This window comes from Pedobacter riviphilus (assembly GCF_014692875.1).
Classification (GTDB): Bacteria; Bacteroidota; Bacteroidia; order Sphingobacteriales; family Sphingobacteriaceae; genus Pedobacter; species Pedobacter riviphilus.
This window is the reverse complement of record NZ_CP061171.1, coordinates 2546983-2571281: the sequence shown is the minus strand read 5'-3', so window position 1 is coordinate 2571281 and position 24299 is coordinate 2546983. Positions and strand designations below refer to the sequence as shown.

The following is a 24299-nucleotide window of genomic DNA, read 5'->3' as shown; positions in this document are numbered from 1 at the left end:
ATGAATACGGGAGAAGATACGCAAGGGTTACGTAAGATTACTGATTTTACCAGGCTGATCAGCCTTTTTATTTTAAGCATCCACTTTTATATGAGCTGTTATTTAGCTTTTAAGATCTGGGGCTTTACGGCAGGGATTACGGATAGATTGATTTTGAATGTTTCGAGGACCGGGCTTTTTGACGGGTTCCTGATGCCGAAGTTAGCGGCATTGCTATGTTTAGTCATTTCCCTGTTGGGTGTAAAAGGCAGGAAGGATGAAAAGATCAAAAGAAAAGAAATCGTTATTTATCTAATAACAGGGATACTGTTATATTTTGCGGCCTATTTCGCTTTTAGCTTGGGATTTGGTGCTCAGTTGACTGCTGGGCTTTATATCGTAATAACCGCTACTGGTTATCTTTTGATGCTTTCCGGGGGAGCCATGCTTTCCAGGTTGATCAGGTCCGCTATCCATACCGATGTATTCAACAGCGAGAACGAAACCTTCCCGCAAGAAGAGCGTTTGCTCGAAAACGAATATTCGGTCAACCTGCCGGCCAGGTACAATCTAAAAGGAAAAATCAGGAATTCTTATATCAATATCATTAATCCTTTCCGGGGGCTGCTCGTTACGGGCACCCCTGGATCTGGGTGCGGTCTGGAAAGAGTTATTTTGTAATCCGCCATGTGATCACCCAGCATATCCGCAAGGGTTTTTCAATGTTTTTGTACGATTTCAAGTTCGACGATCTTTCAATCATTGCCTATAACGCATTGCTGAAATATCAGGGTAATTATAAGGTTAAACCCACTTTCTGGGTAATTGATTTTGACAGGATTTATCACAGATGCAATCCGTTGGATCCGCAGCGCATGGAGGATATTACCGATGCGACCGAGGCCAGCCGGACGGTGATGCTGGGACTGAACCGGGACTGGATCAAAAAGCAGGGTGATTTTTTTGTAGAGAGTGCAATCAATTTTGTAACGGCCGTGATCTGGTTCCTGCGCAAATATAAAAACGGGCGTTATTGCACTTTGCCTCATGCGATTGAACTGATCCAGGCGGAATATGACAGGCTTTTTGCGGTGCTGCAGGAAGAGCCGGAGATCAGGGTGCTGATCAACCCTTTTATTTCGGCCTTGCAGCGCAAGGCGATGCCACAACTGGAGGGCCAGATCGCTTCGGCTAAGATCGGTCTGGCCAGGCTGTCTTCACCACAGTTGTATTATGTGCTGAGCGGCAATGATTTTACGCTGGACATCAATAACCCCTTGGAACCAAAAATTGTCTGTATGGGCAATAACCCGCAGAAGGTGCAGACCTACGGGGCGGTGCTTTCGCTTTATGTGAACCGGATGTTAAAACTGGTGAACAAAAAGGGGATGCTGAAAAGCAGTATTGTCTTTGATGAATATGCTTCGATTTTTGTGGGGGGCATGGACAATCACATTGCAGTGGCGAGAGGCTATAAATGCGCAACCACCTTGGGATTGCAGGATTTTTCACAATTAAGGAAGGATTACGGGCAGGAGCAGGCGGATGTGATTACAAATATTGTGGGCAATATTATCTCCGGGCAGGTGAGTGGGGATACGGCGAAAAAGCTGTCTGAGAATTTCGGGAAGATCGTACAGGATAAGGAAAGCAAAAGTATCAACAGTTCAGATATCTCGATTTCCAGGTCAACGCAGATGGATTACGCGGTGCCGGCTTCTAAGATTGCTTCGCTTTCTTCAGGGGAGTTCGTGGGCATCGTCGCGGATAACCCGGAGGAGAAGATTAAACTGAAAATGTTTCATTGTGAAATCCAGAATGATCATAGGGCGATTGCGCAGGAAACGCAGGGTTATGTGCCAATTCCGAGGCCGAGGGAGGTGAGCTATGGGATATTGTGGAGAATTACCTGATGATCAAATCGGAGGTGGAGGCTTTGTTGGAGGAGGAATGTGGGAAGATTCTGGCGAGAGCCGAAAAAATGTCATCAAAGGAAGATCTTAATGTAAAGAAAGATGCGGCTGGAGTGGAAGATGGCGATCAAGAACAGCTGGTGAGTATTTGATGCCGTCTATTTCACTGGAGATTTTTTGTTATTATTTGAATGTTTTGTTTTTTTTGTTGCTTCACAATTTGCTTGGCTTCGTGTAATATAATTGCAAAGAGACCTACCATTTTCTTTGCAGAACACTGCGTTAAGCTGGTGATATTTTTTATAACTTAGATGTCGAGAGCGTTAATAAAGGCGGATACTGTCACCTGACAGGTCCGGTTTATTTTATAGGAAAGACTGACCTCGTCTCACCGGGAATTAACGGTTGTAAAATATTGCTTGTCAATGTAGGTGATTTGCTGGGAAAAGGGGCAAATAAATTAGTTGTCCAACCCGTTTTTTCTATCATTTCCTCTTCTTACAGTTTGCGATATTAAGCGTATACTTTTTCAGAAATAGGTCCCTTTGTTTTACATATTCGGTTTTTTTGATGGGTATATTCTGATACTCTATGTAAACTGTGATTCCCTTTCCCGGGAAACAGACATATGAATCAGTTATCCTAGGGTTTTCAGAACTGTTTGAATAACCATGAACAACTACACCGTTCAAGTTTATGTTTAGCAAGCCTGTTTTATTTGAGGTGTTTAGGCTAGCGAGGTATTCCAGGTGTTTTAACAGATTAAGTGTATCTTGTTTGTATAAGCGCGCATCAGATGTTTCGATTTTCACGTTAATAAACGGAATACCTGGTGTAGTACCGTATATAATCCTTTCACCTTCAATTCTTGAAACGGAAACCCGGCCATTTGCAGTTGGTAATATTCTCGGCTGGGCCATATTTTCCGGGAGTGAATTTTGCTTTATCACGTAAAGGCCTTCATATGGGACGAAGTCTATCACGCAGTTATTTTTTTTGGTCTGTGAGAAACTAGAATCAGGAAATCCCAAGGATATTATGGCTACTGCCGTTAATAACAGAAATCGTTGTCGCATAAGTGTCGGTTTTTATTTTTTAGTAAGATATTTTTTGATTTCATCTATAATTTCGGATTCAAAGACTCTGGCTATTTTAAGCTGTTCCTCACTACTCAGGTTTTTAGCGATAAGCTTGTTGCCGTGGTTGTTTGAAACGGCTGTGATCAAAATCCTGCAGTGCTGTTCTCTCCATTTGCTGTTCCCGGCACTAAATGAGAACCATATCACGGGCCTTTCCGGGTTTTCAGGGAGATATACCTTGAAGTTTAGACTATCGGTAATATGCGTTTTCTCTATTGGTTTAAGATTTTTATCTAGTCTGGTAAACTGCTCAGCTGGTTTTGGGAAAGATAGTGGCACATTCAATTCAGGGTGCTCTTTTTTCAGCCTAAGGATCGCCTGGTAAACATCTGCTTTGCTATCGTTCAGTTCAAAGTAGCCTATTCTTCCGGTTGTTCCGGCGGTTGCGATGAAACTAAAGGAACTTAGGATGACAATAGCTGTCCGGTAGCTCTTAGTACTACCGGACAGTTCATTTCTAAAATTAGCATCATACCAATAGCTCACGGGAAGTATCAATAAAGCTAGCAGATCTGAATAATCAACAGTTCTTCCAATACGGTAAAAATTCACAGAATTCCAGAAATCAATTGCAGGCTGGGAAACCTCAGATTTCCAGACAATGAAAATTAATGCTGTTATTGTGAACACAAATTTCTTTCTGCCAAAGAAATGGGTGAAAAAAATCGGGAAAATGAAAAGCCCGGCAATATCACTGATCTTTCCTGTCAATGAATTGTGGAAGTTGGCTTTGAAATAAAAATCATTTGCCAATAGAACAATCAATCCGCATATAAAAGCTGCTGAAAATATTGTTTCGCCTTTAGGGCGGATGAATGTGCTTTTCATAACCGTAAATATAATTATATAACTGGGGGATCGACTAATTAGTATGAGATCGGCCTGCCTGCGTTGGCTGCATTTAAGAACAGTTTGACCACGACCCCGACCGATATACCAGCAGCCACACAAACACCAGTGAAACGGGATTGAGCATCCGCACCATAGTACCCTCCTGCTACACCGACCTCATTTGCAATAAGAAGGAGATCGGCTTTTAATGTATCCATGTTGAAAAAAACACCATGGACACCCACGGCTCCTAACGAATCATATTCCATATCATGGACCAGAGCGAAGAAGTCCGACATATTGGTTGGGTTCATGATATATCCCTCTGGGTTGTCTGGCCCTACATATGTAGAACTGAACATGTTTCCCTGAAAAGCTGATTGGGTATTTTGCCAGGTATTTCCGCCATCAAAGGATACCCTGTAGTATAGATCACCGGAAGTACTCGTATAGTAATTTGGGTCCATCAAATACGAGCCGTGGGAATCGGTCACTGAATAATATCCGCCGCCATAGCCTCCATATCCTCCGCTTGATCCATATCCTCCAGCGCTCCAGGTTCCGTAACCTGCGTCCAAATGTAAATAAGATAGATTTCCGTAATCCCCGTGAACTCCATATCCCCCTGAGACACCGTCTGGGAAATAAGTGCCGTCCGGAACACTCCCGTGCTCTACAGCATAAATGAAATCTTCCCAGGTACTATACCCATAGTAGCCGGCAGCCCCGCCGCCTTTTGTAGAGATAAGATCATCCATGTTGAGTATCTCCATTTCTTCACGGAGAGCGTCCAATTTAAATTTAAGTTTTTTCATTTTTTATTGATTGTTTATGGTATAATTGATTTTTAGTGTTTTCATGCAGGTCCAAACATCACAATAGCCCAATCGGTATTGAGATATAACTGATCGGGTATTACTTGCCGCCATAGGTTTCCTCGAACATCTTCTTAAGTTTTAGGTTCCATTTTTTTTGATTGTTGCCGTCAGTGCTGTGGTTTGTGCCGGCGTCATACTCCCGGTGCAGATAGGATAGGTTGCGCTCGATATCATCGAATCTCTTTTTGACCTCCCGTGGGTAATCAGCAGAATAGGTTAAGGCTGATAATTCTTTTTCTATCCGGTTTGCTGTGATATATCCGATTATAAGGTGCCCCCGCTCATGTTCCAGCAATTGGGGGATCTGTTTTGCGTCAACTTTTTTGGTGTCAAAAAAACTGCCTGGGGCGTAGGGGACAACCATTGTAATTACTTTTAACCTGTAGGTTTGTTCAGGGATAATGTATATGGAATCCAATCTGTAGAGAATCCGTACATTCATATATACTGGATAGGGGGCATCGGTTTTTACCGGCGCCTGAAAATCGGATAGTCTGAGCTGCGGAATGTCATGCGGTCTCAGGTGCTGCGCACTGGCAGAAAAATACATGGTAAAAAAAAAGCAGATCGCTAGGTATTTAGGCATTTGCCAATTGTTTTACTGGGTGTATACTCTTGTTAACTGATAAAAGCCTGAATTCCTTCTTGGCTGTGTGGAGGGCGGATGCAATAACCTGGTGCATATCATAGTATCTATACTCGGCGAGCCTGCCTCCAAAAATTACATTTTGTTCCCGCTCTTTCAGTGCTTTATACCGATCAAGAATCTGCATATTCTTGACATCGTTTATTGGGTAATATGGTTCTGCTGTGCGCGCAGAAGCCATCGGGTATTCCCGGGTGATCACGGTTGTCGGCTGTGTGCCAAATTCAAAATGTTTGTGTTCGTATATCCGGGTATATGGTGTTTTTTGGTCGGTAAAATTCACTACAGCGTTCCCTTGGAAGTCATCCATATTCAGGCTTTCAGTTTCAAACCTTAAGCTCCTATATTCCAGATCACCAAAGCAATAGCCAAAATATTCATCCAGCCTGCCGGAAAAAACTGTTTTTTCGGCGATGGATTCGAAATAAGGCCTGTCCCTGAAGAAATCGGTGTTGATCCTGACCTCAATTCCCTTGAGCATTTTTTCAGTCATCACATTATATCCACCAATAGGTATTCCCTGGTACCTGTCGTTGAAATAATTGTTGTTGAAGGTGAACCTGACGGGGATTCTCCTGATGATCGATGCGGGAAGCTCGCAGGGAGGTCTTCCCCATTGTTTGGAGGTATAATGACGGATAAATTTTTCGTAAATCTCGGTACCTACTAGTTTGATTGCCTGCTCTTCCAGGTTGCTTGGCCTTATCGCTGCAAACTGTGCGGTCTGTTCAAGGATTTTTGCCCTGGCCTGGTCAGGAGTGGAGGTGCCCCATAGCCTGTAAAAGGTGTTCATGTTGAAGGGCAGGTTATACAGTTCACCGTGATAGCTGGCCAGCGGTGAATTGACATAATTATTAAATGGCACCAGATTATTTACATAGTTCCAGATCTCAATATCCTCGGTATGGAAAATATGGGCTCCGTAGGCATGTACATTGATGCCTTCTACCTGTCTGCAATGGATATTCCCTCCGGTGTGGTTTCTCTTATCGATCACAAGGCATTTTTTTCCGATACTGGTCATTTCATAGGCAAAGACAGCGCCGAAAAGACCGGATCCCACGATCAGATAGTCATATTCTTTTTTGATTGCCATAGCGCTATTCTTTAAGCTTGTATTTCAGGTTATCGAATAAGCGCTCCAATAATCTTCTTTTATCTGTGATGATGTCTCCTGTGCCTTTGATTTCAAACTTGAAATTCAGGCGGGAACCATAGTTTGTTTTAAGCTGGTCGGGAAGATCGATGTTGACCAGGTAGGTTTCCAGTGTTCCTTCTTTGGTCGTGATCGAATTTGTTGTCATCGATACCGACGATACCAGTCCTTTTATACTGCCATATTCAGTATAAGGATAGTCTTCCAATTTGATAATAACTTCCTGTCCGGTACTGACCTTTCCTGCACCGGTTGCAGGCAATGTCATCTGCCCCAATATCCTGTTTTTTTCAGGCACAATGGTAAATATCGCCTCGCCGGTCTGTACATACTGGCCGTTGTTCAGGAATTTTAAAAACTGTAGACCCCCGGTTATCGGAGCCTTAAAAACATACCGCTGTTCCCATAGTTTTATTGCCGCTTCAAGTTCGGAGAACCCATTGATCAGGTCAAGCATCAGCTGCTTCTCCTTTTCGAATTTCTGTAATTCGTTCTGTTGGCGCTGGTTTTCGGCCTGCTCGATCTGGCTCTGGGTATTATAGATTTCCTTTAAAAGTTGTTGATGGTTGTCCTTGGCATTTATCGAAGACATCTGTGTTCTGTCATTTTCAGATTCCGCTAAGACTCTTTTTGAATAAAGCGTTGAATCCCTGCTTTCGAATTTTCTTACATAATCCAAAGTCTTGGAGCTCATTTTCAACCTTCGTTCGGCCACTTCCAGGATATGTTTATAGTCGACCGACAGCTTTGCCAAGATATCTGCCTGTTTATCGTACAGGTTCGATTTTCTATAATTTGTCAGCTGATTGAAGGCATTTAGGAACTTATAATAGGGCGTATTGAGTTCGCCAAGGGATACGTCCCTGGGAAACTGGGACAGTTTATCAAGCCCAAGACCATCCTTTATCCTGAAAGTATCGATAAGTTTGATGATCCTTTGCATATCATCCGATGACGATGGGTTTTCTATAACAGCGATATAGTCGCCCTGCTTGACCTGCTGGGAACTCTTAAACCCGTTCAATCGGATCTTTCCCGAAAAGTTGGAAACCAGTTTGATGGGGCCGGACGATGCATTGATGACAATTCCACCGGTAACCACATCCGGATATTTGATAAGCCAGCCCAGGGAAAAGAAGATAATTACGATAAAAAGAACAAAGCCCGTTATCTTGAAGCCCATTGTATGGGGCATTCTCTCGATAATTTCCTGAACTTCCTCGGTACGTTCGATTTTCTTTGGATCTTTCATGTTCAGCTATGATTTTTCAAATGTTACATTTTCTGCTCCTGCGGGTAGGGAATGCCGCTCATTAGGTCTGTCTGCGAGGCAACAAGGTTATAGTAGCGCCCTTTCCGCTGCATCAGCTGTTCATGGCTTCCAATCTCGGCAATCAGCCCGCCGGTCATCACTACGATCTGATCTGCCTTTCGGATCGTACTTAGCCGGTGTGCAATAACAACCACTGTTTTGTCCTTAAAAACACTCTCTAAGGCTGTAATGATTTTTTGCTCGTTGATGGTGTCGAGTGAATTGGTAGCTTCGTCAAAAAACAGATAATCAGGGTTTTTATATAATGCCCTTGATATGAGTATCCGCTGTTTCTGGCCACCACTTAGTCCTCTTCCCCGTTCGCCCATCATTGTTTTGTATCCCAGCGGCAGCTGTTCGATTTCGGAGGCGATATTTGCTGTTTCTACGGCATTTCTCAACCGTTCATAATCAATCTTTTCATCGTCAAGGACGATGTTGTTGAGGATGGTGTCGTTGAATATTTTTCCATCCTGCATCACCACACCTACCTTCTCGCGCCATTGACGCAGGCTGATATTGTTCAGGTTCATCTCACCTATCATGATTTCCCCGTACGAAGGTTTATATAGCCTCAACAAAAGTTTCAGCAGGGTCGACTTTCCGCTGCCACTGTCTCCTACGATGGCTGTGATTTTCCCTTCCGGGATTGTTAAATGCAGTCCTTTGAGTACTGCGGGCGTATTATGGTTATACTGGAATGCAACATTTCTTAGCTGCAGGCTCTTGGTCTTCAAAAGCTCCATATTGTTATTGCCCGTATCTTTTTCCTCTTCGTCGAGCTCATGGATCTCGTTCAGTCTGAGAAAACTCAGGTGCGCGAACTGGGCAGATATGATAAACTGTACAAACTGTTGAACAGGTCCGCTCAACATTCCGATGATAAACTGCGTGGATATCATGACCCCAAATGTTATCTCTCCCTTAATAACAGCCTTTGCACACAGGAAGGTTATCAATAGGTTTTTGACGCTGTCGATGAACTGCGCTCCAAGGGTCTGGGTATTGTTGACCATGAGGCTTCTCAGGTTGACCTTATACAGCCTGGCCTGGATATTTTCCCATTTCCATCTCTTGGCTTTTTCGTAGTTGTTTATCTTGATATCCTGCATTCCGTCAATGGTCTCTACCCAATAGCTCTGGTTCTTGGAGATCAGTTCAAAATAATTCCAGTCAAGTCTTCGCCTTAATTTCAGGAATCCCAGTGTCCAGACAACATAGAGGGTGCTGCCCATCAAAAAAGTATAGAAAATGAAACTGTTGTATACCCACAGGATTGCACCGAAAACAATGAATGTGAGGACCGAAAAGATCAGGTTCAGGGAATTGTTCATAATGAAGCTTCTGATCCGTTCATGGTCGTTTGCACGCTGTAGAATGTCCCCGGTCATCTTTGTCTCAAAAAAGGTGATCGGAAGAGCCATGAGTTTCATCAGATAATCCGAAATCAGTGCAATGTTGATCCTTGAAGTAATATGTACCAATATCCAGTCCCTAACGGCATTGGATAAGGTTACACTTACAATTATGGCGATGTTTGCATAAAGTACGATGTCTATGAAATCAAGGTCATGCCTTTGTATCCCTATATCTATCACAGCCTTTGAAATAAAGGGAAGCAGCGACTGCAGGACGGTTACAATTAGCATAACCACGAAAAGGTTGATGAAATTCTTTTTATAAGGTGTAAAATAGGACAATAGGTTCTCAAAGGTCTTTTTCCGCTTTGTGTTATCGTTCTCATGTAGCGAGGCAAAATCGGCCTGAGGTTCCAGGGCAAGCAAAATTCCTTTTTGGTCCTCAGCTTTGTACCAGCTATCTACGAATTCCTGATGGGTATAACTGATCAGGCCTTTGGCAGGATCCGATACGTAGATTTTTTTCTCCGAAGTTTTATAGACCGTTACGAAGTGGCTGTCAGCCCAGTGGACAATACAGGGAAGCGGGACCTTGGTATGAAGATCGGATAATGTGGATCTGACCGACAGGCTTCTAAAGCCAATGCTTTCGGCCGCATAACTGATATCCAGAAACGATACCCCCTCCCGTGACATGCCGCACTTGTCCCGAAGGAACTGGAGCGAGTAGTATTTACCATAATATTTTGCTATATTTTTAAGACATGCCGGACCGCAATCCATCATATCAAGTTGCCTGTCTACAGGGAAACTTTTTGGGAACATTTCGAGCGTTTTTTAAATTTGGTTAGAATTTTATTTGGTAAATGTAAATATTATCTTGACATTTATCCTAACCAAATATAAAAAAAAATAATGTCTCTCAAGCTCACTAAATCGATTTCGTTGTGTACGACCTGCATGAATCGGCTTCCACATGTCAAGGAGACAATTATCCGGAATATTCTTGACAACAAAAGTTGCGAAAATGTAGAATTTGTTCTGCTTGATTACAATTCTACAGACGGATTGGAAGACTATGTAAAAAATAACCTACATCATTATATCTCAGATGGAAGTCTTTCCTATTATAGGACCGAGACTCCTTCCGTTTACAGTATGTCCCATTCCCGAAATCTGGCATTCAGACTGGCGAAAGGTGAAATACTCTGTAATGTAGATGCGGATAATTTCACCGGAAAAGATTTTGCCTCACATGTGCTGGAGCTTTTTTCATCACAGGAAGATATTTTTTTGAGTACCCATAAGGCATCTTGGGTCAAAAACGATGTTCTAGGGAGGATAGCCGTAAGGAATAAGGACTTTATGGCCTTAGGTGGCTATGATGAGCAGATGAAATTTTATGGATTCGATGATTATGATCTGATCAACCGGCTTCAGATCTATGGGCTTAATAAAGTTTTGATCGAGGAGGATAGGTTCCTAAAAGCGATAGCCCACTCCAATGCCGATCGGATGGAAAATTGGATAAACCACTCCAATCTTAGTGAAATGCTGATTTCCTACATCTCTCCAGCAAAAAGCAAATTGGTTTTTTTATGGAAAGACCGGCGCTATACAATGGGTACAATGGTCAGTAATGAAAATGCTAGCTTACTGGAAAACAGTATCGGAACCGTTTTTAAATACAGTTTCGATGTGGAAGAGCAATACTGGTCGGAGGGGCAATGGACACAGGAAAAAAAACAGATTCATTTTAACGGCACGCACCAGCTCAGCTTTGATAAGTCAAAAACAGCGGACAGCTGGCTTTTAAACGGATCCGGGCAGGTTTTTTATAGGATCAAAAACCCGAGGTTGATAGAAGATGCGATATTCTTCTATCATCAGACCTCTAATAGGGCCGTAATGGAAGATAATCTTAAAGCAGGACGGTTCAGGGTCAACGAACCGGGCTTTGGAATGGGCGTTGTGACTGAAAATTTCCAGGGAAAATATCGTTTAGATCACTAGGCCATGGTGAAGAGTAGTTTAAAAATATCGGTTTTTTACCGACAGGACAATTGGCAGGAGCTATTAAGGTCTGAATGTGTCTCCCGGTTCATTTCCAGACATCGGAAAGAAGGCAGACCCTTTCTGATCGATTTTGGCTCAATACAAGGGCAGAATATTAGCATAGGATTCAATCCCAGAAGTGAAAAAGAAATACAGGAATTTGTGGGAGAACTTAAATCTTTCGTAAAATCCAATCCATCGGTAAATATGGGTAATAAATTCCCGGTAGATGGTTTTTTTATGGATTTTCCGAATAATGCCGTCTTTTCAGGTGGGGGTTCTTTGGATGTCAACCGGGCGAAGCTGATTGATCAGGTATCGTATCTGGAAATAAAAACCGGGGTTTCTGCATTGATCGTTGAAAAGCTGGCAGAAGACAAAGTCGACGAGGACAGTATTTTTTCTTTTCTCCTTGCGTTGCAATTTCGGCTTGCGGAGGTTCTTTTTCCGGTCCGGAAAGAAGCGAAGGTCAAGATCAGAACAGTGGTCAATATTTTAAGCCAGAGACTTCATGTTGAGGCCCAGGTGAAGATTGATGAGCAGCTGATGGATATTTTTTTAGATAATATCGATGAATTCAGGGACATGGGCGGAGTGATGTGGCAAAAGAAACCAAGCGAAGACATGTGGCTGGACAGTTGGGAGAAAACATGCAAAGAAGTTGTTTCGGAGCAGGCAGATAGGGTGGCTCTCTTTTTGAAAATCTCTACCCTTATTTTTGAACAGGTCAATGTCGTCGATAACTATAAGCTGCTATTATCATGTAAACTCTTATATAACGTTCTCTGCTTAAAATAACCAACTACCATAGTGCTATCTGTGAAGTTGTGGATCTAAAAAGTATGGATGATGAAGGTAGGTCTAGAGCCGGTAAAAGTGAAATTGAAAAAAATAAATAATTGCTAAAAAAAAACACTTAATCAAAAAATGAAAAAATTAAAATTTAAATTGGACGCTCTCCGTGAAGAAATGGAGATATTGAACATGGATGATCTTATCTCTACAAAAGGCGGCGGGGCTGCAGGCTATTATGGTTATAGTACCTGGGAAGATTTTGTATATGCTGTAGATCATGGGAATGTTCCGGACGGCACTTATTTCCCAGACGGTGTCTCAGGGGGATATGGAGTTCACGGGGATTATGGAAATTTATCTTATCTACATCTGGATGGCGGTTATGGGAGTTGGAATGCAGGGGGTATGGAGTTAGCGGTGGCTATGGTGGCTATGGAGGGCATAGCAGTTTTTTTCAGATTGATTCAAGTGGAGCCTATCTTCTGGATACTAATTGTTATATTTCAGAATCTGGAATGCCTTATAATAAAGTTTCTTTCGATGGCGGGGCTACCTGGCAGAATCAACTAATAGGTGGTGCGACCTCCGAGATGCCACACTATGCTCAACGTACTTCCAGAGATGGCTTAGTTGAAAATCTGGTCTTGACCGACACAGAAGCAATAGGTTTTCTCAGTGAAATGACAAAGTCAGATCATAATTTAACCAGGACAATGTGGGCTGCGGGCGTAACCAACGATGTTCTTTTCCAAAGCCCAATAGCTAGTGGAACTTTATATATAAAGTCTATTCAGGATGACATTAATTTAGAAACCTGGGAGAATATGAACGCAGCTTACACGGGTGGTGGAATTGTGGTGACTAAGCTCAGTTATTGGCAATCTGAAAATAGCGGGATAACATCTGTCTTGTATACGGTAAAGGATAGGAACGGAAATGAATTAGGTAAAGTTTACAAATCACTTTAAGATGGCAAAAAAAAGATTGACCAATTTCCTTATTTTATTCTGTTTAATTCTTTTGGGTCTTATTTTGTATCTTTTTTTCGTTGATCCGATGAATAAAAAAATGCTGATATCAAATAGATTTGTAATGATTTTCAGCGGAATCAGTACGGTTTTATTGATCGTAAAGGCCGATTGGGCAAGATGGTTTGCTTTCTTTCTTCTAGTGGGTTTAGTGTGTTGGTATTTTTTTTACCTGTAAAGCAGCATTTCTAATATCATGAACGAATGCCTTTCTTTTAAATTGTTGATGCCAGACTGGTCATAAGCGCCTGTTGAACAATTGATATATTATACTTGTAGGGTTATTGTGGTACTTTCTCTGTCTGTAGACGGAGAAAGTATCTATCAATATGAATACGAAATTACGATTTAAAACTACCTGGTAACTCCCGATCTTAAAACATATTTCTTTATCGCGCTCAAATTTTCAAATGAAAACAACGGAATCTAAAAAAGGATTTTACAGTGGCATCACCGTTATAATGCCCACTTATAACCAATCTTTTTACATCAAAGCAGCTATATCCAGTCTTAAAGCCCAAAATTTTAATCAGTTTGAACTCATCATTATCAATGACGGATCCACAGATGATTCTGATGCGGTGATACAAATGCTCTTAAATGAAGTTAAGGATGTAAGATATTTAAAAAATGCCGATAACAAGGGGCTTGGTGCTTGTTTGAATAAGGGGATAAAATTGGCGAAATACGGTCTCATTGCCTATTTGCCCTCCGATGATATTTACTATCCCAACCATCTCTCGACGATGTATGATGCACTTTTAGGTAATATCGGTGCTGTTGCCAGCTTTTCAGGAATTAAATACAATTATAGCGACAACAGTTATTTTAGCCGTGCCGCTGTTTCAAATGGAAGCCAGAATGATCCCCCTTTACAATTGGTACAGGTATTACATAAAAAGAATGACGTCAGATGGAAAGAGCGCAGAGAGATTGTAACGGACAGTTTAAGCCTGATGTTCTGGAAAGAATTAAAGGCAAAAGGAGATTTTGTCCCTACAAAACTGATTACAGCTGAATGGGTCTCTCATGCCAAGCAAAGGCATAAGTTGATAAATGAGTTTTATGGGGGAAATATCTTTATTTATAAAAACCATTACGGCGTCAGGGATAAACTTAGATTCTTGAGCGCTGGTGGATTTTCTATAGATGAGCATTCAGCCTTTGCCGAAGTAAAGGGAAAGGATGAAAAGAAGGCTTCAACAAACCCATTAAAAATACTAATTGTTGGGGAACTTGCCTATAATGCTGACCGGATACGCGCACTGGAGGACAGGGGCCATAAACTGTATGGTCTGTGGATCGAAAAGCCGTATTATTATAATACCATTGGTCCGATCCCATTCTGTAATGTTGAGGATATTCCGTATTCCGGTTACAAAGAACGTATAAACGAGATTAAACCAGACGTAATATATGCGCTGTTGAACAATGTCGCTGTAGATCTGGCCCATGAGGTGCTCATGAGCGGGCTTGATATCCCTTTCATATGGCATTTTAAGGAGGGACCGTTTTTTTGCAGGGAGATGGGCATCTGGGATAAGCTAGCTGATCTCTACACAAAATCTGACGGTCAGATTTATATTAATGAGGAAACAAAAACCTGGTTCAGCTTATTTTTTTCCCCCGAGCGGTCGAAAACCATGTTATTGGATGGGGATTTGCCATCTGAGCGCTATTTTAAAAATAGGAGGTCTAAAAAGTTATCTGCATTGGATGGAGAGGTACATACTGTCATTCCAGGTAGGCCATTCGGACTCACGCCCTTAGATATTTCGGTGCTGTCAAGTCAGAAAATACACATTCACCTTTATGGAAATCATGAAAAAACCTACCGGAATTGGTTAAGAGATATTCCTGAAAGTGCAAAAAGGTATCTTCATCTTCATCCAAATTGTGAAGCTTCCAATTGGACTGCTGAACTTTCGAAATATGATGCCGGTTGGCTCCATGTCTCTGATAGCAATAATTTTGGAGATCTGTTAAGATGCGAATGGCCCGACCTGAATTATCCCGCCAGGATGAACACGCTGGCTGCTGCAGGGCTTCCCATGATTCAAAGGAATAATGCCGTGCATACCGTGGCAAGCCAAAACCTTACAAAGTGTTTGGGAATTGGTCTGTTCTTCTCAACTTATGCTGAACTGGCAGAAAAATTAAATGATAGGAATATGATAAGTAAAATGCAGAACAAATGTTGGGCAAAGCGGAAGGTTTTCTCTTTTGAGTTTCACGTTGATAACTTGCTCATTTTCTTTGATGAGGTGATAACTGATCATAAAAATAGAACACAAACGCTTCCCCGATGATGAAAGAATTGATCATATTGATCTGTTGGCACCAGGAAGGTGACAAGGAGAAAATTCTGGCCTTCGAAGAAAACAGAAAAAGTTTTGAGGATTATAATCCGGGAATTGAAATCATAACGGTCATGAATATCATGTCCGAGCCGAGAGACGCCTGGTTAAGTACCGATCTTTCTGTTTTTAACTGGTACTCGAATACCGAAAATAGAGCGGAGCGATATGTTATTGTGGAATGGGATTGCTGGTGTGACTGCGATATGAAAAGTTATTTCTCCAGGGTCTGGGATTGTGAGCTGGTTGTTCCAAGTATCAAATACCCCGAACGGGATGATTGGGTATGGTTTAAAACGGTCCACCAATTGCCAGATAAAGCCAGGCCGTTTGCGGTTGGGGTTACGCCTTTCTGCGGAATCCTGATTTCAGAGCGGGCGATGTCCGCAATTTCACAGGAAATTTTTAAAGAAGGGTATAGGGGGCTCAACAGCGAGCTCCGTTTGGGCACTATAGCGACTATGCTTGATCTGGACCCTGTAGTAAATCCGGTATACAACAGGTCCATCGGATGGCGTTTTGTCAGCCCCTTTGATTTGAAGTACAAAGGGCTCCACCACCCTAGGAAAAAAATAACCGAAAATTGATATGATCAGATGTGCGGTAATAACCGATATTGCGGTATGGAGTACGGGCGCAGGCCACATTGCCCGCTTAAGGGCACTTATAGATTTCTTGGCCAGGTATTCTTTGGTGACTATTGTCTACATTGGACGAAAGCCTGCGGAGAATATTGTACCCCTTCTTCCCCCAAGGGTAAATATTGTTTTCCTTGAGCATGAACATAAGTCGGATGAGGAACGGAATATTTTGCTGGTCAATAAGCTTTTAAGTTTCGAAAATTACAAAATCTGCTTTATTGAATATATTCACCTGTCTTATTTTCTAAGGGCGATACCCGATCACGTAGTTTCGGTTTTGGATGCACATGATATTATCAGCGAAAGGAATAAAAGTTTCAACAGTCTGAGATACGATAACTGGGACTATGAGATGCCAGCGGAACGTGAATTTAAGATTTATAGGTTATATGATAAGGTGATGTTGATTTCAAAGAATGATTTTGATATTTCAGCGAGAAAAACCGGTAAAAGGAACCTGATTTTGGCCCCTCATCCCATGAGGATAAAAAGAAAGGAGCGCGCTGCAGCGCCCAAGGTAATCGGTTTTGTAGCTAGCGATTATCTTCCGAATGTAGATGCGATTTGTTGGTTCCTAAAAGAAGTATGGCCGTCAATTCCCAAAAGCCTCGGGTTGGAGCTGCATCTCTATGGGCTGATCTGCCGCAAGGTTCCGCTCAACAATGGGATTGAAAATGTTTTTTTAAAGGGCTTTGCTTCAGATCTTGACATCATGTATTCACAAATAGATATAGCGATCAATCCGGTAAGGATGGGGTCTGGTATGAAGATCAAAAATATTGAAGCGCTTGCTTATGGTATACCGCTTGTTACGACCCATCACGGTTCCAGTGGTATCGAACAGGGAATCGGAAATTCATTTCTGACTGCCCAGACCGGTGAGCAGTTTGCGGAATCGGTTATCCGGTTGGCTCTTGATAACGAGATGTACCAGCGCTTTTCAGATAACGCTTTGATATTGGTTGAAAAACAATTTTCAGACGAAAAGTGTTTTGGGCAGATAAAAAAAATCCTCTTAAAAAAATAGACAGTTAAAATATGTTCATAAAAGTAGATGTTTACAAGCACCGGAAAATAAAAAAGAGTGCAGTCCAATCAGTCCGTCCGGCTAGTAATCGTTTAGCAGCAGACTTTTCCCGATAAGATGAATGTAGGACAAATCAAGAGTCCGACATTTGCATCTTTTCTCCTTATATTGATCACTACGAAAAGCCCTAACCGCAAGGGGCAGGAGTGAAAGGCCGGACTTTAGTTCCGGCCCGAAATTTTGGTGGTAATGTATTCACATTACCGATATGCAGAGACTAACAGCTACTGAAATGATGTCTTTGATTGTTTATCCAGGGTAATTGTCAGCTGTGTTTCAAAGCGTTGCCGTGCGCAGACTGACTCATACTGGATTTACTTGCCGTTTTTGCGTTCTGATCACAGATGAGTTTACATCTTCTGATCGCCTTGCGAATTGATTTGATGAGATCGCCCGCTGTATATCTGATTCCGAACCCGGTGGGCGGCTGCGCAGAAATTCATCAAATTTATGCTTATAACTTCTGCTCACCATAAATTTATTTCCGTTATTGAGCAGGATTTGTTATACATCAATCTGCTTGACGTGATTATATTAGAGGTGTATCAAAAATAAATCCATTTGGTAGAGTTTATCATCAAAATGCTAGTAAAACATTCGGAGAATTAAATAAATATATAGGAATCTAATTTATGTTGAAACAAAAGGAAATTTTAAGTGCATTTTTCAAAGTGCAGATTGACGAGGATTACCATACTTATGGCAGAATCATTGCAAACTATGTATATGCATTTTATGATTTTAAAACAAACCAAGAGGAAACTGATCTTTCATTAATAGAACGATCAAAAATTATCTTTAAAATTTTAGTTAACCATAAAGCCATAAAAAGTGGTGCATGGAAGATCATCGGGGTCAGCGAGCTACCTACAGACCTAAAAGAAACGGTTCCGTTTTTTATTCAAGAGATAGGTGACTTAGCAACTTGCTGGATAGATTGGAATGGTACCCGTGAAAGAGTAGAATGCCAAGAGTGCATAGGATTAGAGCGCTTGGCTGTCTGGGATCAGATTCATGTTGAAAAAAGGATTTCAGATTATTATAATGGTATTCAGAACAAATATTTGCAAGGATTAAGATTAAAAAAACCTCCTGGTCTAGACTAAAGCTCTCTCACGCTGGTGTACGCCTGTGGTGTGTGAGGAATGAATAGAGTTATTGCAGAGCCCATCAGAAATGTTGGGCTTTTGCTGTTTAATAAGGTATATTTATTATAGGCGATATTTCTCTTGGCGGACACTTTCGAGGTGTATTGATATGAGCCCAGCCACGCCAAGAAATGGCACTACTGTTCATGGCAATCCAAGAAATGCAAAGTATTTTTGGGTGTGTATTTCGGTGAAAGTGACCCCTCTGTTTCGGGCCAAACTGGCCACCAAATTGATTACCGGATGATGCACATCTAAGTTCCTTTCCCTCTGAACAAATATACACTTCGGATCCAAATCCATTTTCCTCAGGACTTTTCGGTTTAATCCATCTTACTGCCGGATTTATCCTCAATTCAGACCTTTCTAGCGATCAAAATCCATTCGCAGGTACTGGAACGCGTAAAAAAATGCCATACCCCCTTCAAAACAGCGAAGTGACCGTAGTCTATCCCGAATAGTAGATATGCTCCCAGGAGCCTTTATTTTATGCAGAAATTGAAAAATTATTCCCGAAAGCCAGTTGCGAAAAAAGCTGATCGAAAGATCAGAACGGCCAGTTTGCCCCGAAACGGGTGGTCACTTTAAAGCGAAATGGGGTGACAGTTTAAATGCGGAACGGCTGGCCATTTTTGCCGAAATGCCCAATACAGGCCCGATCACAGTTAATCCATTGTATTCTTGAATTTTTATGGTTATCACAGGTGATTTCTCACAGAAAGGTAATTTACCAGTAGACCCATCGGGAAAAGAAATAAAAGGTATAATATTGCATTTCCGGAACGTTTGTAATAGCAGATCTGCTTGAATAATGCCGGTTATTTTTCTATATATATGAACACAATCAATTTGATCAAGCTGAATCTCGCTGTGCTCTGCTGCGCAGCATTATTATTTCCAGATACCGCCGCCGCTCAGAACAAGGAGCAAAAAAGAATAAAGGCTTCAACCCAGGTACTTTCGGGTTTTGGGAAAATGAAAGAATCTATTCCCTCAAGACTGCTTGAACTTACCCAGGGCATTGTTATTGTGCCAAAGCTGATCAACGCAGGCTTTGTTATCGGAGGGAAACGCGGCAGGGGAATTGCAATGGTGAAAAGGGCAGACGGCTCCTGGAGCAATCCTGTTTTTGTAACCATTACCGGCGGAAGTGTCGGTCTTCAGGCGGGTGTACAGTCGACTGAACTTGTGTTAGTTTTTACACATGCCATTAGCCTGACTGCGATCAAGAAAAGCAGCTTTACCCTTGGGGGTGATCTTTCTGTCGCTGCTGGGCCTGTTGGACGTAGTTCTGCGGTGAGTACCGATTACAAACTTGATGCCGAGGTGTATTCCTATTCCCGTAGCAAGGGGCTTTTTGCAGGGCTCTCTGTAAATGGCGCTTCGCTGGAGATTGATGCGGCTGCAAATGCAGTGGTATATGGCAAAGAAATGGATGTCGCGCAAATCTTTGCTTCTGAAGGGGATCCCGATGATGAAATAGGAGATCTTAAAGCTGCGATTACCAAAATGAAGTAATTGAATTATTTTTTTAAGAGTCATGAAGAGAATTATTTTAGTTCTACTGCTGGCAATTGCTGGTTTTTCAGCTTATGCTAAGAGCTATCAGGGAATTACCGGTAAGAATAAGACTTATCTGGAAACCCTGAAAGGGGTGAGCTATACTTATAAAGGAAGAGGTTGTTACCTTAAAGAATAACGGAAAGTATGATCTGGGTACGGTAAGTATAATCGTTTCATCTAAGGTGGACAGTACTTTGTTCGGGATCGCTTTGTTTGAGGAGGGGCTTCAAAAGGGTGCTCCGGTTAAGGCTGATGTTTATTTTACTACAGGCCTGGGCAGTAGTGTTCATGATGTTCCCTTAAAAGGTATCGATCAGAAGAATCTGGTGCTGTCTTTTGATAAGGCGATCAGGGCTGTGAAATGATTGTGTATGGAACGCTGTGGAGGTGGTGGCGGAAAAAATCCCCAAATATTTGCCTATTGTACTCTTGAATAGGGGCTTGCCGGAGTCATAACGCCCTTGAAAACCGATGTTTAGTTTTGGCAGTACGGGTCACCTGTACTACAGTTTTCCTTGGTGGCATAAATCTCTAGCTTGTCTACTTTGCCATCTCCATCATAATCGGTATTGACAAGTACATCAAAGTTGCTCGAGTTGAGTCTTAGTATTTTGTAGATGAACTGCTGAGAACCAAAATTCAAAATAAGATTTTCTCCTTTGAGTTTCCAGTCCATATCTGTAGTCTGAAGCGCACAGTTGGAATTAAGGTGGATTAGTTCCACATAATCATGGTCCTGGCTAGGCCTGTTTAGAAAATAAAAACGATCTTTCCCACAACCGCTTCTATGCGGATAAGGGTAGGTTGTTCCATTGACTTTCAGGCTTTGATACACCCATTTTCCAATAACCTGTTGATCGGTATAAAGGTTCACCTCAGGCGGTTCCGGTTCACTCGGGTTTTGTTTTTTACAGCTGAAATGCAACACGAGGCATAAAAGGAGAGGCGCTAAGTATTTTTTCATTTTTAAAGATATAAAAACCAATTATAAAAAATTCAATCAGATTCAGGATTTTCGCCAACTTTGTAAGTTGATATATAGCTATATCTTCACCTGAGCGTGTAAATGGGCGCTAATCCTCCCAATCTACTTTCATCGGCTCAACCTTCAAACTAAATATTCTATTCAGACCGGAATTTGGCCAGCAAGACGCTTGAAGCATCAGAGCAATGCAGTAACAATCCCTACTTGAAATTTCTGCCTCCCGGAATTACGAAGTCTACCGGAGTGCCTTTATCTGGTAAATCTTTACCGGAGTAGGCTGCTGTCCTTTCATCAGATCTGGAGAAAGCGACTGTTGGGAAACCGTTGTTTTCTTCCCTGTCCATTGATCGCAGGAGGTTGGTGAGATCAAAGCAACGTTTGACGATTACGTGGATCACTTCGCCTTCTATCTGCAGCTTTCCTTCAACCATCAGTAGTCTGGACTGGATGATTTCTTTGCGGAATTTTTCAAACAGGTTTTCAAATACGACCAGATTGGTAAATCCTGTTTCATCCTCAATGGTGATAAAACATACGCCTTTGGCTGTACCGGGACGCTGGCGGACCAGGACGAGACCTGCTACTTTTATGGTCTGTCCGTCTTTTGCCTGCGCAAGGTCTTGGGTTGGCAAAACGCGGAGCAGGCTTAATTGTTCACGTACAAAGCTCACCGGATGTGCTTTTAGCGATAAGGATGTGGAGGCATAGTCCTGGATCACGTGCTCACCTTTGCTCATCAGGGGCAGGGTGGCCTGCATTTCCAGGCTGCTTTCTGAAGGCTGGTTTTCAAAGAGTGCAACCGGGCGGTCGGCCATGGCGGATACTTCCCAAAGGGCAGCTCTTCTGTCCAAACCAATGGAGCGGAAGGCATCGGCATCGGCAAGCCGTTCCAGGGCAGATAAGCTGAGCCCGGCATCCATTAGTTCGTGGATATGACTGTATGCTTTTTTTCTGCCATTGGTCAGGTATTCGATATCTTCAGTATTCATGCCCTTGATCTGCCTAAAACCTAAGCGGAGTGCATGAAATTTTCCGGACCTTTCTTCCAGTCGGTTGTCCCAGGTGGAATAATTGATGTCAATGGGCCTGATTTCCACGCCATGCTTTTTAGCATCGATGACGATCTGGGCAGGCTGGTAAAAGCCCATGGGCATGCTGTTGAGCAGGGCTGTGGCAAAGACATCGGGATAATAACATTTGAGCCAGCAGGATACGTAGACCAACAGGGCAAAACTGGCCGCATGGCTTTCTGGGAAACCATAGCTTCCAAAACCTTCGAGCTGTTTGAATACGCGTCTGGCAAAGTCCTCGGTATAACCTTTACTGGTCATACCGGTGATGAGTTTTTCTTCAAACTTGGTCACCATGCCCTTGGCCTTAAAGGTGGCCATGCTCCTGCGCAGCTCATCTGCTTCTGCTGGGGTAAAGCCTGCGGCAACAATGGCGATCTTCATGGCCTGTTCCTGAAAGAGGGGAACGCCTAATGTTCGGTGCAGAATATCTTTTAACTCTTCGGAAGGATATTCCACGTTTTCTTCTCCGTTACGCCGTCTTAAGTAGGGATGGACCATATCACCCTGGATGGGGCCTGGACGTACAATGGCTACTTCGATCACCAGGTCATAAAAACATTTGGGCCTCAGGCGTGGCAGCATGGACATCTGGGCACGGCTTTCGATCTGGAAAACGCCCAGGGTATCGGCATGGCTGATCATTTCATAAACCTTGGGATCTTCATTTTCGTTGATCTTGGCCATGGTCAGATCAAGGTTGTAATGCGCTTTGGCCAGATCGAATCCTTTTCTGATGCAGGTCAGCATGCCAAGGGCAAGTACATCGATTTTGAGAAAGCCCAATGTGTCGATATCGTCTTTGTTCCATTCGATATTGGTGCGCTCTTCCATACGGGCATTGAGGATGGGGCAGAGGTCGGTCAGTTTGCCCCTGGTGATGACGAAGCCTCCTGTATGCTGACCCAGCTGTCTTGGAAAGCCCATCATCTGGGCGGTAAGGCTAAGCACTTTTCGAAGCAGTGGATCATTCGGGTTGAGGCCCTGTTCGGTAAGTTTTCCGCCCTCGAACCATTCATCGGTAAATTCCCAGATGGAGGAAGAGAGCCGGTTGATGGTATCCACTGATAGCCCCATCACTTTACCCACATCGCGGATCGCACCTTTTTGGCGCTGCTGGGTGACGGTGGCTACAATGGCTGCGCGGTCGCGTCCGTATTTACTATAGATGTACTGGATGACTTCTTCCCTGCGTTCATGTTCAAAGTCCACATCAATGTCGGGCGGTTCGTTGCGGGCGGAAGATATAAAACGTTCAAATAAAAGATCGAATTTGGTGGGGTCGACCGAGGTGATGCCCAAACAGTAACAGATGGTGGAGTTGGCGGCAGAGCCACGGCCCTGGCAAAGGATATGCTGGCTCCTTGCAAAACGCACGATATCGTAAACGGTGAGAAAATAGGAAGCATAGTTCATTTCCTCCACGAATTTCATCTCATGGCTGATGTTATCGGTTACTTTTTTGGGTAGGTGTTCACCAAAGATTTCGTGCGCCCCCTTTATGGTCAGGTATTCCAGTTCCTGTTGCGGCGTTCTGCCTTCCGAGGTGATCTCCTCTGGATAAATATATTTTAAGCTATCAAGGCTAAAAGTGCAGGCATCAGAAATTTTTACGGCATTTTTGAGTGCATCGGGATATTGTCGGAAAAGCCTTTTCATTTCTTCTTCCGGCTTTAAGTGCCGCTCGGCATTCTGGAAAAGCAGGTAGCCTGCATTTTGGATGGTGCATTTTTCCCTTACACAGGTCAGTACATCCTGCAGTTCACGCCTTTCGGGGTTATGGTAATAGACATCATTGGTTGCCACCAGCGGAATACCGTTTTTTTTGGAGATTTCCGAAAGGCGGAACATCCTCTTCTGGTCTTCTCCCTGATAGCTCCTGTTAATGCCCAGGTACAGGTTTTTCCCAAGTCCCTCTTTGTAGGTCTGAAGGTCTGCGTAAAAGTCCGCTTGAAAATCAAAGTTCTCCGAAAGGCTATCTGGTGCGATGGCGATGAAAATAATATCTTTTGAATATTCGAATATATCTTTTTTATAAAGTTCGCAGCTGCCTTTTTCGGTACGCAGATTGCCAAGGCTGAGCAGTGCAGAGAGTCTGCCATAGCTTTCGGTGTTCGTGGGATAGGCGAGCAGGGATGCACCGTCCACAAGGTTTAACCTGCAGGCGGGTATGAGCTGGAAATCAAGTTTTCTGGTGGCGGCGTGTGCACGCACGATCCCTGCAAGGGTATTGTGATCGGTAATGGCAATTTTTTTATAACCCATGCGGACAGCCTCTTCCACGATTTCTTCGGGGTGCGAAGCGCCGCGCAGGAAACTGAAGTTGCTGGTGACCTGAAGTTCGGTATATTCCATCGC

General features: G+C 42.9%; 20 protein-coding genes and 1 pseudogene. 12 read left to right on the top strand and 9 right to left on the bottom strand.

The features are described from left to right. Positions 1 to 2044, top strand: a pseudogene (gene mobC, locus H9N25_RS10560) (conjugal transfer protein MobC). A 333-nt stretch (positions 2045 to 2377) separates the two neighbouring features. On the opposite strand, the gene H9N25_RS10555 reads toward mobC, so the two are convergent. From H9N25_RS10555 to H9N25_RS10525, 7 genes are all read right to left on the bottom strand, one after another. Beyond that, on the bottom strand, positions 2378 to 2875 hold the full coding sequence (locus H9N25_RS10555) for a hypothetical protein (RefSeq protein WP_190328864.1): 498 nt from the start codon (positions 2873 to 2875) through the stop codon (positions 2378 to 2380). A 105-nt stretch (positions 2876 to 2980) separates the two neighbouring features. Next, positions 2981 to 3742, bottom strand: a complete 762-nt coding sequence (locus tag H9N25_RS10550) for a hypothetical protein (protein WP_190328863.1) — start codon at positions 3740 to 3742, stop codon at positions 2981 to 2983. Positions 3743 to 3897: 155 nt separating this feature from the next. Next, positions 3898 to 4677 (bottom strand): hypothetical protein, encoded by a 780-nt coding sequence (locus H9N25_RS10545; RefSeq protein WP_190328862.1) that lies wholly within the window; start codon positions 4675 to 4677, stop codon positions 3898 to 3900. Between the two features lie 100 nt (positions 4678 to 4777). After that, positions 4778 to 5326 carry a DUF922 domain-containing protein gene (locus H9N25_RS10540; protein WP_190328861.1) on the bottom strand — a complete coding sequence of 183 codons (549 nt, stop codon included), beginning with the start codon at positions 5324 to 5326 and terminating at the stop codon, positions 4778 to 4780. After that, positions 5319 to 6482 (bottom strand): UDP-galactopyranose mutase, encoded by a 1164-nt coding sequence (gene glf / locus H9N25_RS10535; protein ID WP_190328860.1) that lies wholly within the window; start codon positions 6480 to 6482, stop codon positions 5319 to 5321. The genes H9N25_RS10540 and glf overlap by 8 nt, the downstream gene beginning before the upstream one ends. Before the next feature lie 4 nt (positions 6483 to 6486). Continuing rightward, positions 6487 to 7794 carry an HlyD family efflux transporter periplasmic adaptor subunit gene (locus tag H9N25_RS10530; RefSeq protein ID WP_190328859.1) on the bottom strand — a complete coding sequence of 436 codons (1308 nt, stop codon included), beginning with the start codon at positions 7792 to 7794 and terminating at the stop codon, positions 6487 to 6489. 23 nt (positions 7795 to 7817) lie between these two features. Further along, positions 7818 to 10037, bottom strand: coding sequence for a peptidase domain-containing ABC transporter (locus tag H9N25_RS10525; protein ID WP_190328858.1), 2220 nt, complete (start codon positions 10035 to 10037; stop codon positions 7818 to 7820). Positions 10038 to 10127: 90 nt separating this feature from the next. Between H9N25_RS10525 and H9N25_RS10520 the strand changes: the two genes are divergently transcribed. The 11 genes from H9N25_RS10520 to H9N25_RS10470 all read left to right on the top strand — a co-directional run bounded on the left by H9N25_RS10520 (position 10128) and on the right by H9N25_RS10470 (position 20251). Continuing rightward, positions 10128 to 11225, top strand: a complete 1098-nt coding sequence (locus H9N25_RS10520; protein ID WP_190328857.1) for a glycosyltransferase family 2 protein — start codon at positions 10128 to 10130, stop codon at positions 11223 to 11225. 204 nt (positions 11226 to 11429) lie between these two features. Beyond that, entirely contained in the window at positions 11430 to 12065 is a 636-nt protein-coding gene (locus tag H9N25_RS10515; protein ID WP_190328856.1) for a hypothetical protein, read from the top strand. Between the two features lie 129 nt (positions 12066 to 12194). After that, positions 12195 to 12632, top strand: a complete 438-nt coding sequence (locus H9N25_RS10510) for a hypothetical protein (RefSeq protein ID WP_190328855.1) — start codon at positions 12195 to 12197, stop codon at positions 12630 to 12632. A gap of 110 nt (positions 12633 to 12742) precedes the next feature. Continuing rightward, positions 12743 to 13030: a hypothetical protein gene (locus H9N25_RS10505; RefSeq protein ID WP_190328854.1), complete on the top strand. Its 288-nt coding sequence runs from the start codon at positions 12743 to 12745 to the stop codon at positions 13028 to 13030. A 470-nt stretch (positions 13031 to 13500) separates the two neighbouring features. Then, on the top strand, positions 13501 to 15399 hold the full coding sequence (locus tag H9N25_RS10500; RefSeq protein WP_190328853.1) for a glycosyltransferase family 2 protein: 1899 nt from the start codon (positions 13501 to 13503) through the stop codon (positions 15397 to 15399). After that, positions 15396 to 16034: a hypothetical protein gene (locus H9N25_RS10495; RefSeq protein ID WP_190328852.1), complete on the top strand. Its 639-nt coding sequence runs from the start codon at positions 15396 to 15398 to the stop codon at positions 16032 to 16034. Before H9N25_RS10500 ends, H9N25_RS10495 begins: the two co-directional genes overlap by 4 nt. 1 nt (position 16035) lies before the next feature. Next, positions 16036 to 17115, top strand: coding sequence for a glycosyltransferase (locus tag H9N25_RS10490; RefSeq protein ID WP_190328851.1), 1080 nt, complete (start codon positions 16036 to 16038; stop codon positions 17113 to 17115). A gap of 692 nt (positions 17116 to 17807) precedes the next feature. Beyond that, a complete protein-coding gene (locus H9N25_RS10485; protein ID WP_190328850.1) occupies positions 17808 to 18281 on the top strand; it encodes an Imm26 family immunity protein in 474 nt (157 codons plus the stop codon). Positions 18282 to 19157: 876 nt separating this feature from the next. Next, positions 19158 to 19841, top strand: coding sequence for a lipid-binding SYLF domain-containing protein (locus H9N25_RS10480; protein ID WP_190328849.1), 684 nt, complete (start codon positions 19158 to 19160; stop codon positions 19839 to 19841). A 22-nt stretch (positions 19842 to 19863) separates the two neighbouring features. Continuing rightward, positions 19864 to 20022, top strand: coding sequence for a hypothetical protein (locus H9N25_RS10475; RefSeq protein WP_190328848.1), 159 nt, complete (start codon positions 19864 to 19866; stop codon positions 20020 to 20022). A gap of 46 nt (positions 20023 to 20068) precedes the next feature. Further along, the gene (locus tag H9N25_RS10470; RefSeq protein WP_190328847.1) at positions 20069 to 20251 is read left to right on the top strand and encodes a hypothetical protein; all 183 of its coding nucleotides are present in this window, start codon (positions 20069 to 20071) and stop codon (positions 20249 to 20251) included. 110 nt (positions 20252 to 20361) lie between these two features. Here the strand turns inward: H9N25_RS10470 and H9N25_RS10465 are convergent, their stop codons facing one another. Together H9N25_RS10465 and H9N25_RS10460 are read right to left on the bottom strand one after the other, a co-directional pair. Further along, the gene (locus H9N25_RS10465) at positions 20362 to 20850 is read right to left on the bottom strand and encodes a hypothetical protein (RefSeq protein ID WP_190328846.1); all 489 of its coding nucleotides are present in this window, start codon (positions 20848 to 20850) and stop codon (positions 20362 to 20364) included. 221 nt (positions 20851 to 21071) lie between these two features. Further along, a complete protein-coding gene (locus H9N25_RS10460) occupies positions 21072 to 24296 on the bottom strand; it encodes an error-prone DNA polymerase (protein ID WP_190328845.1) in 3225 nt (1074 codons plus the stop codon). Positions 24297 to 24299 lie beyond the last annotated feature (3 nt).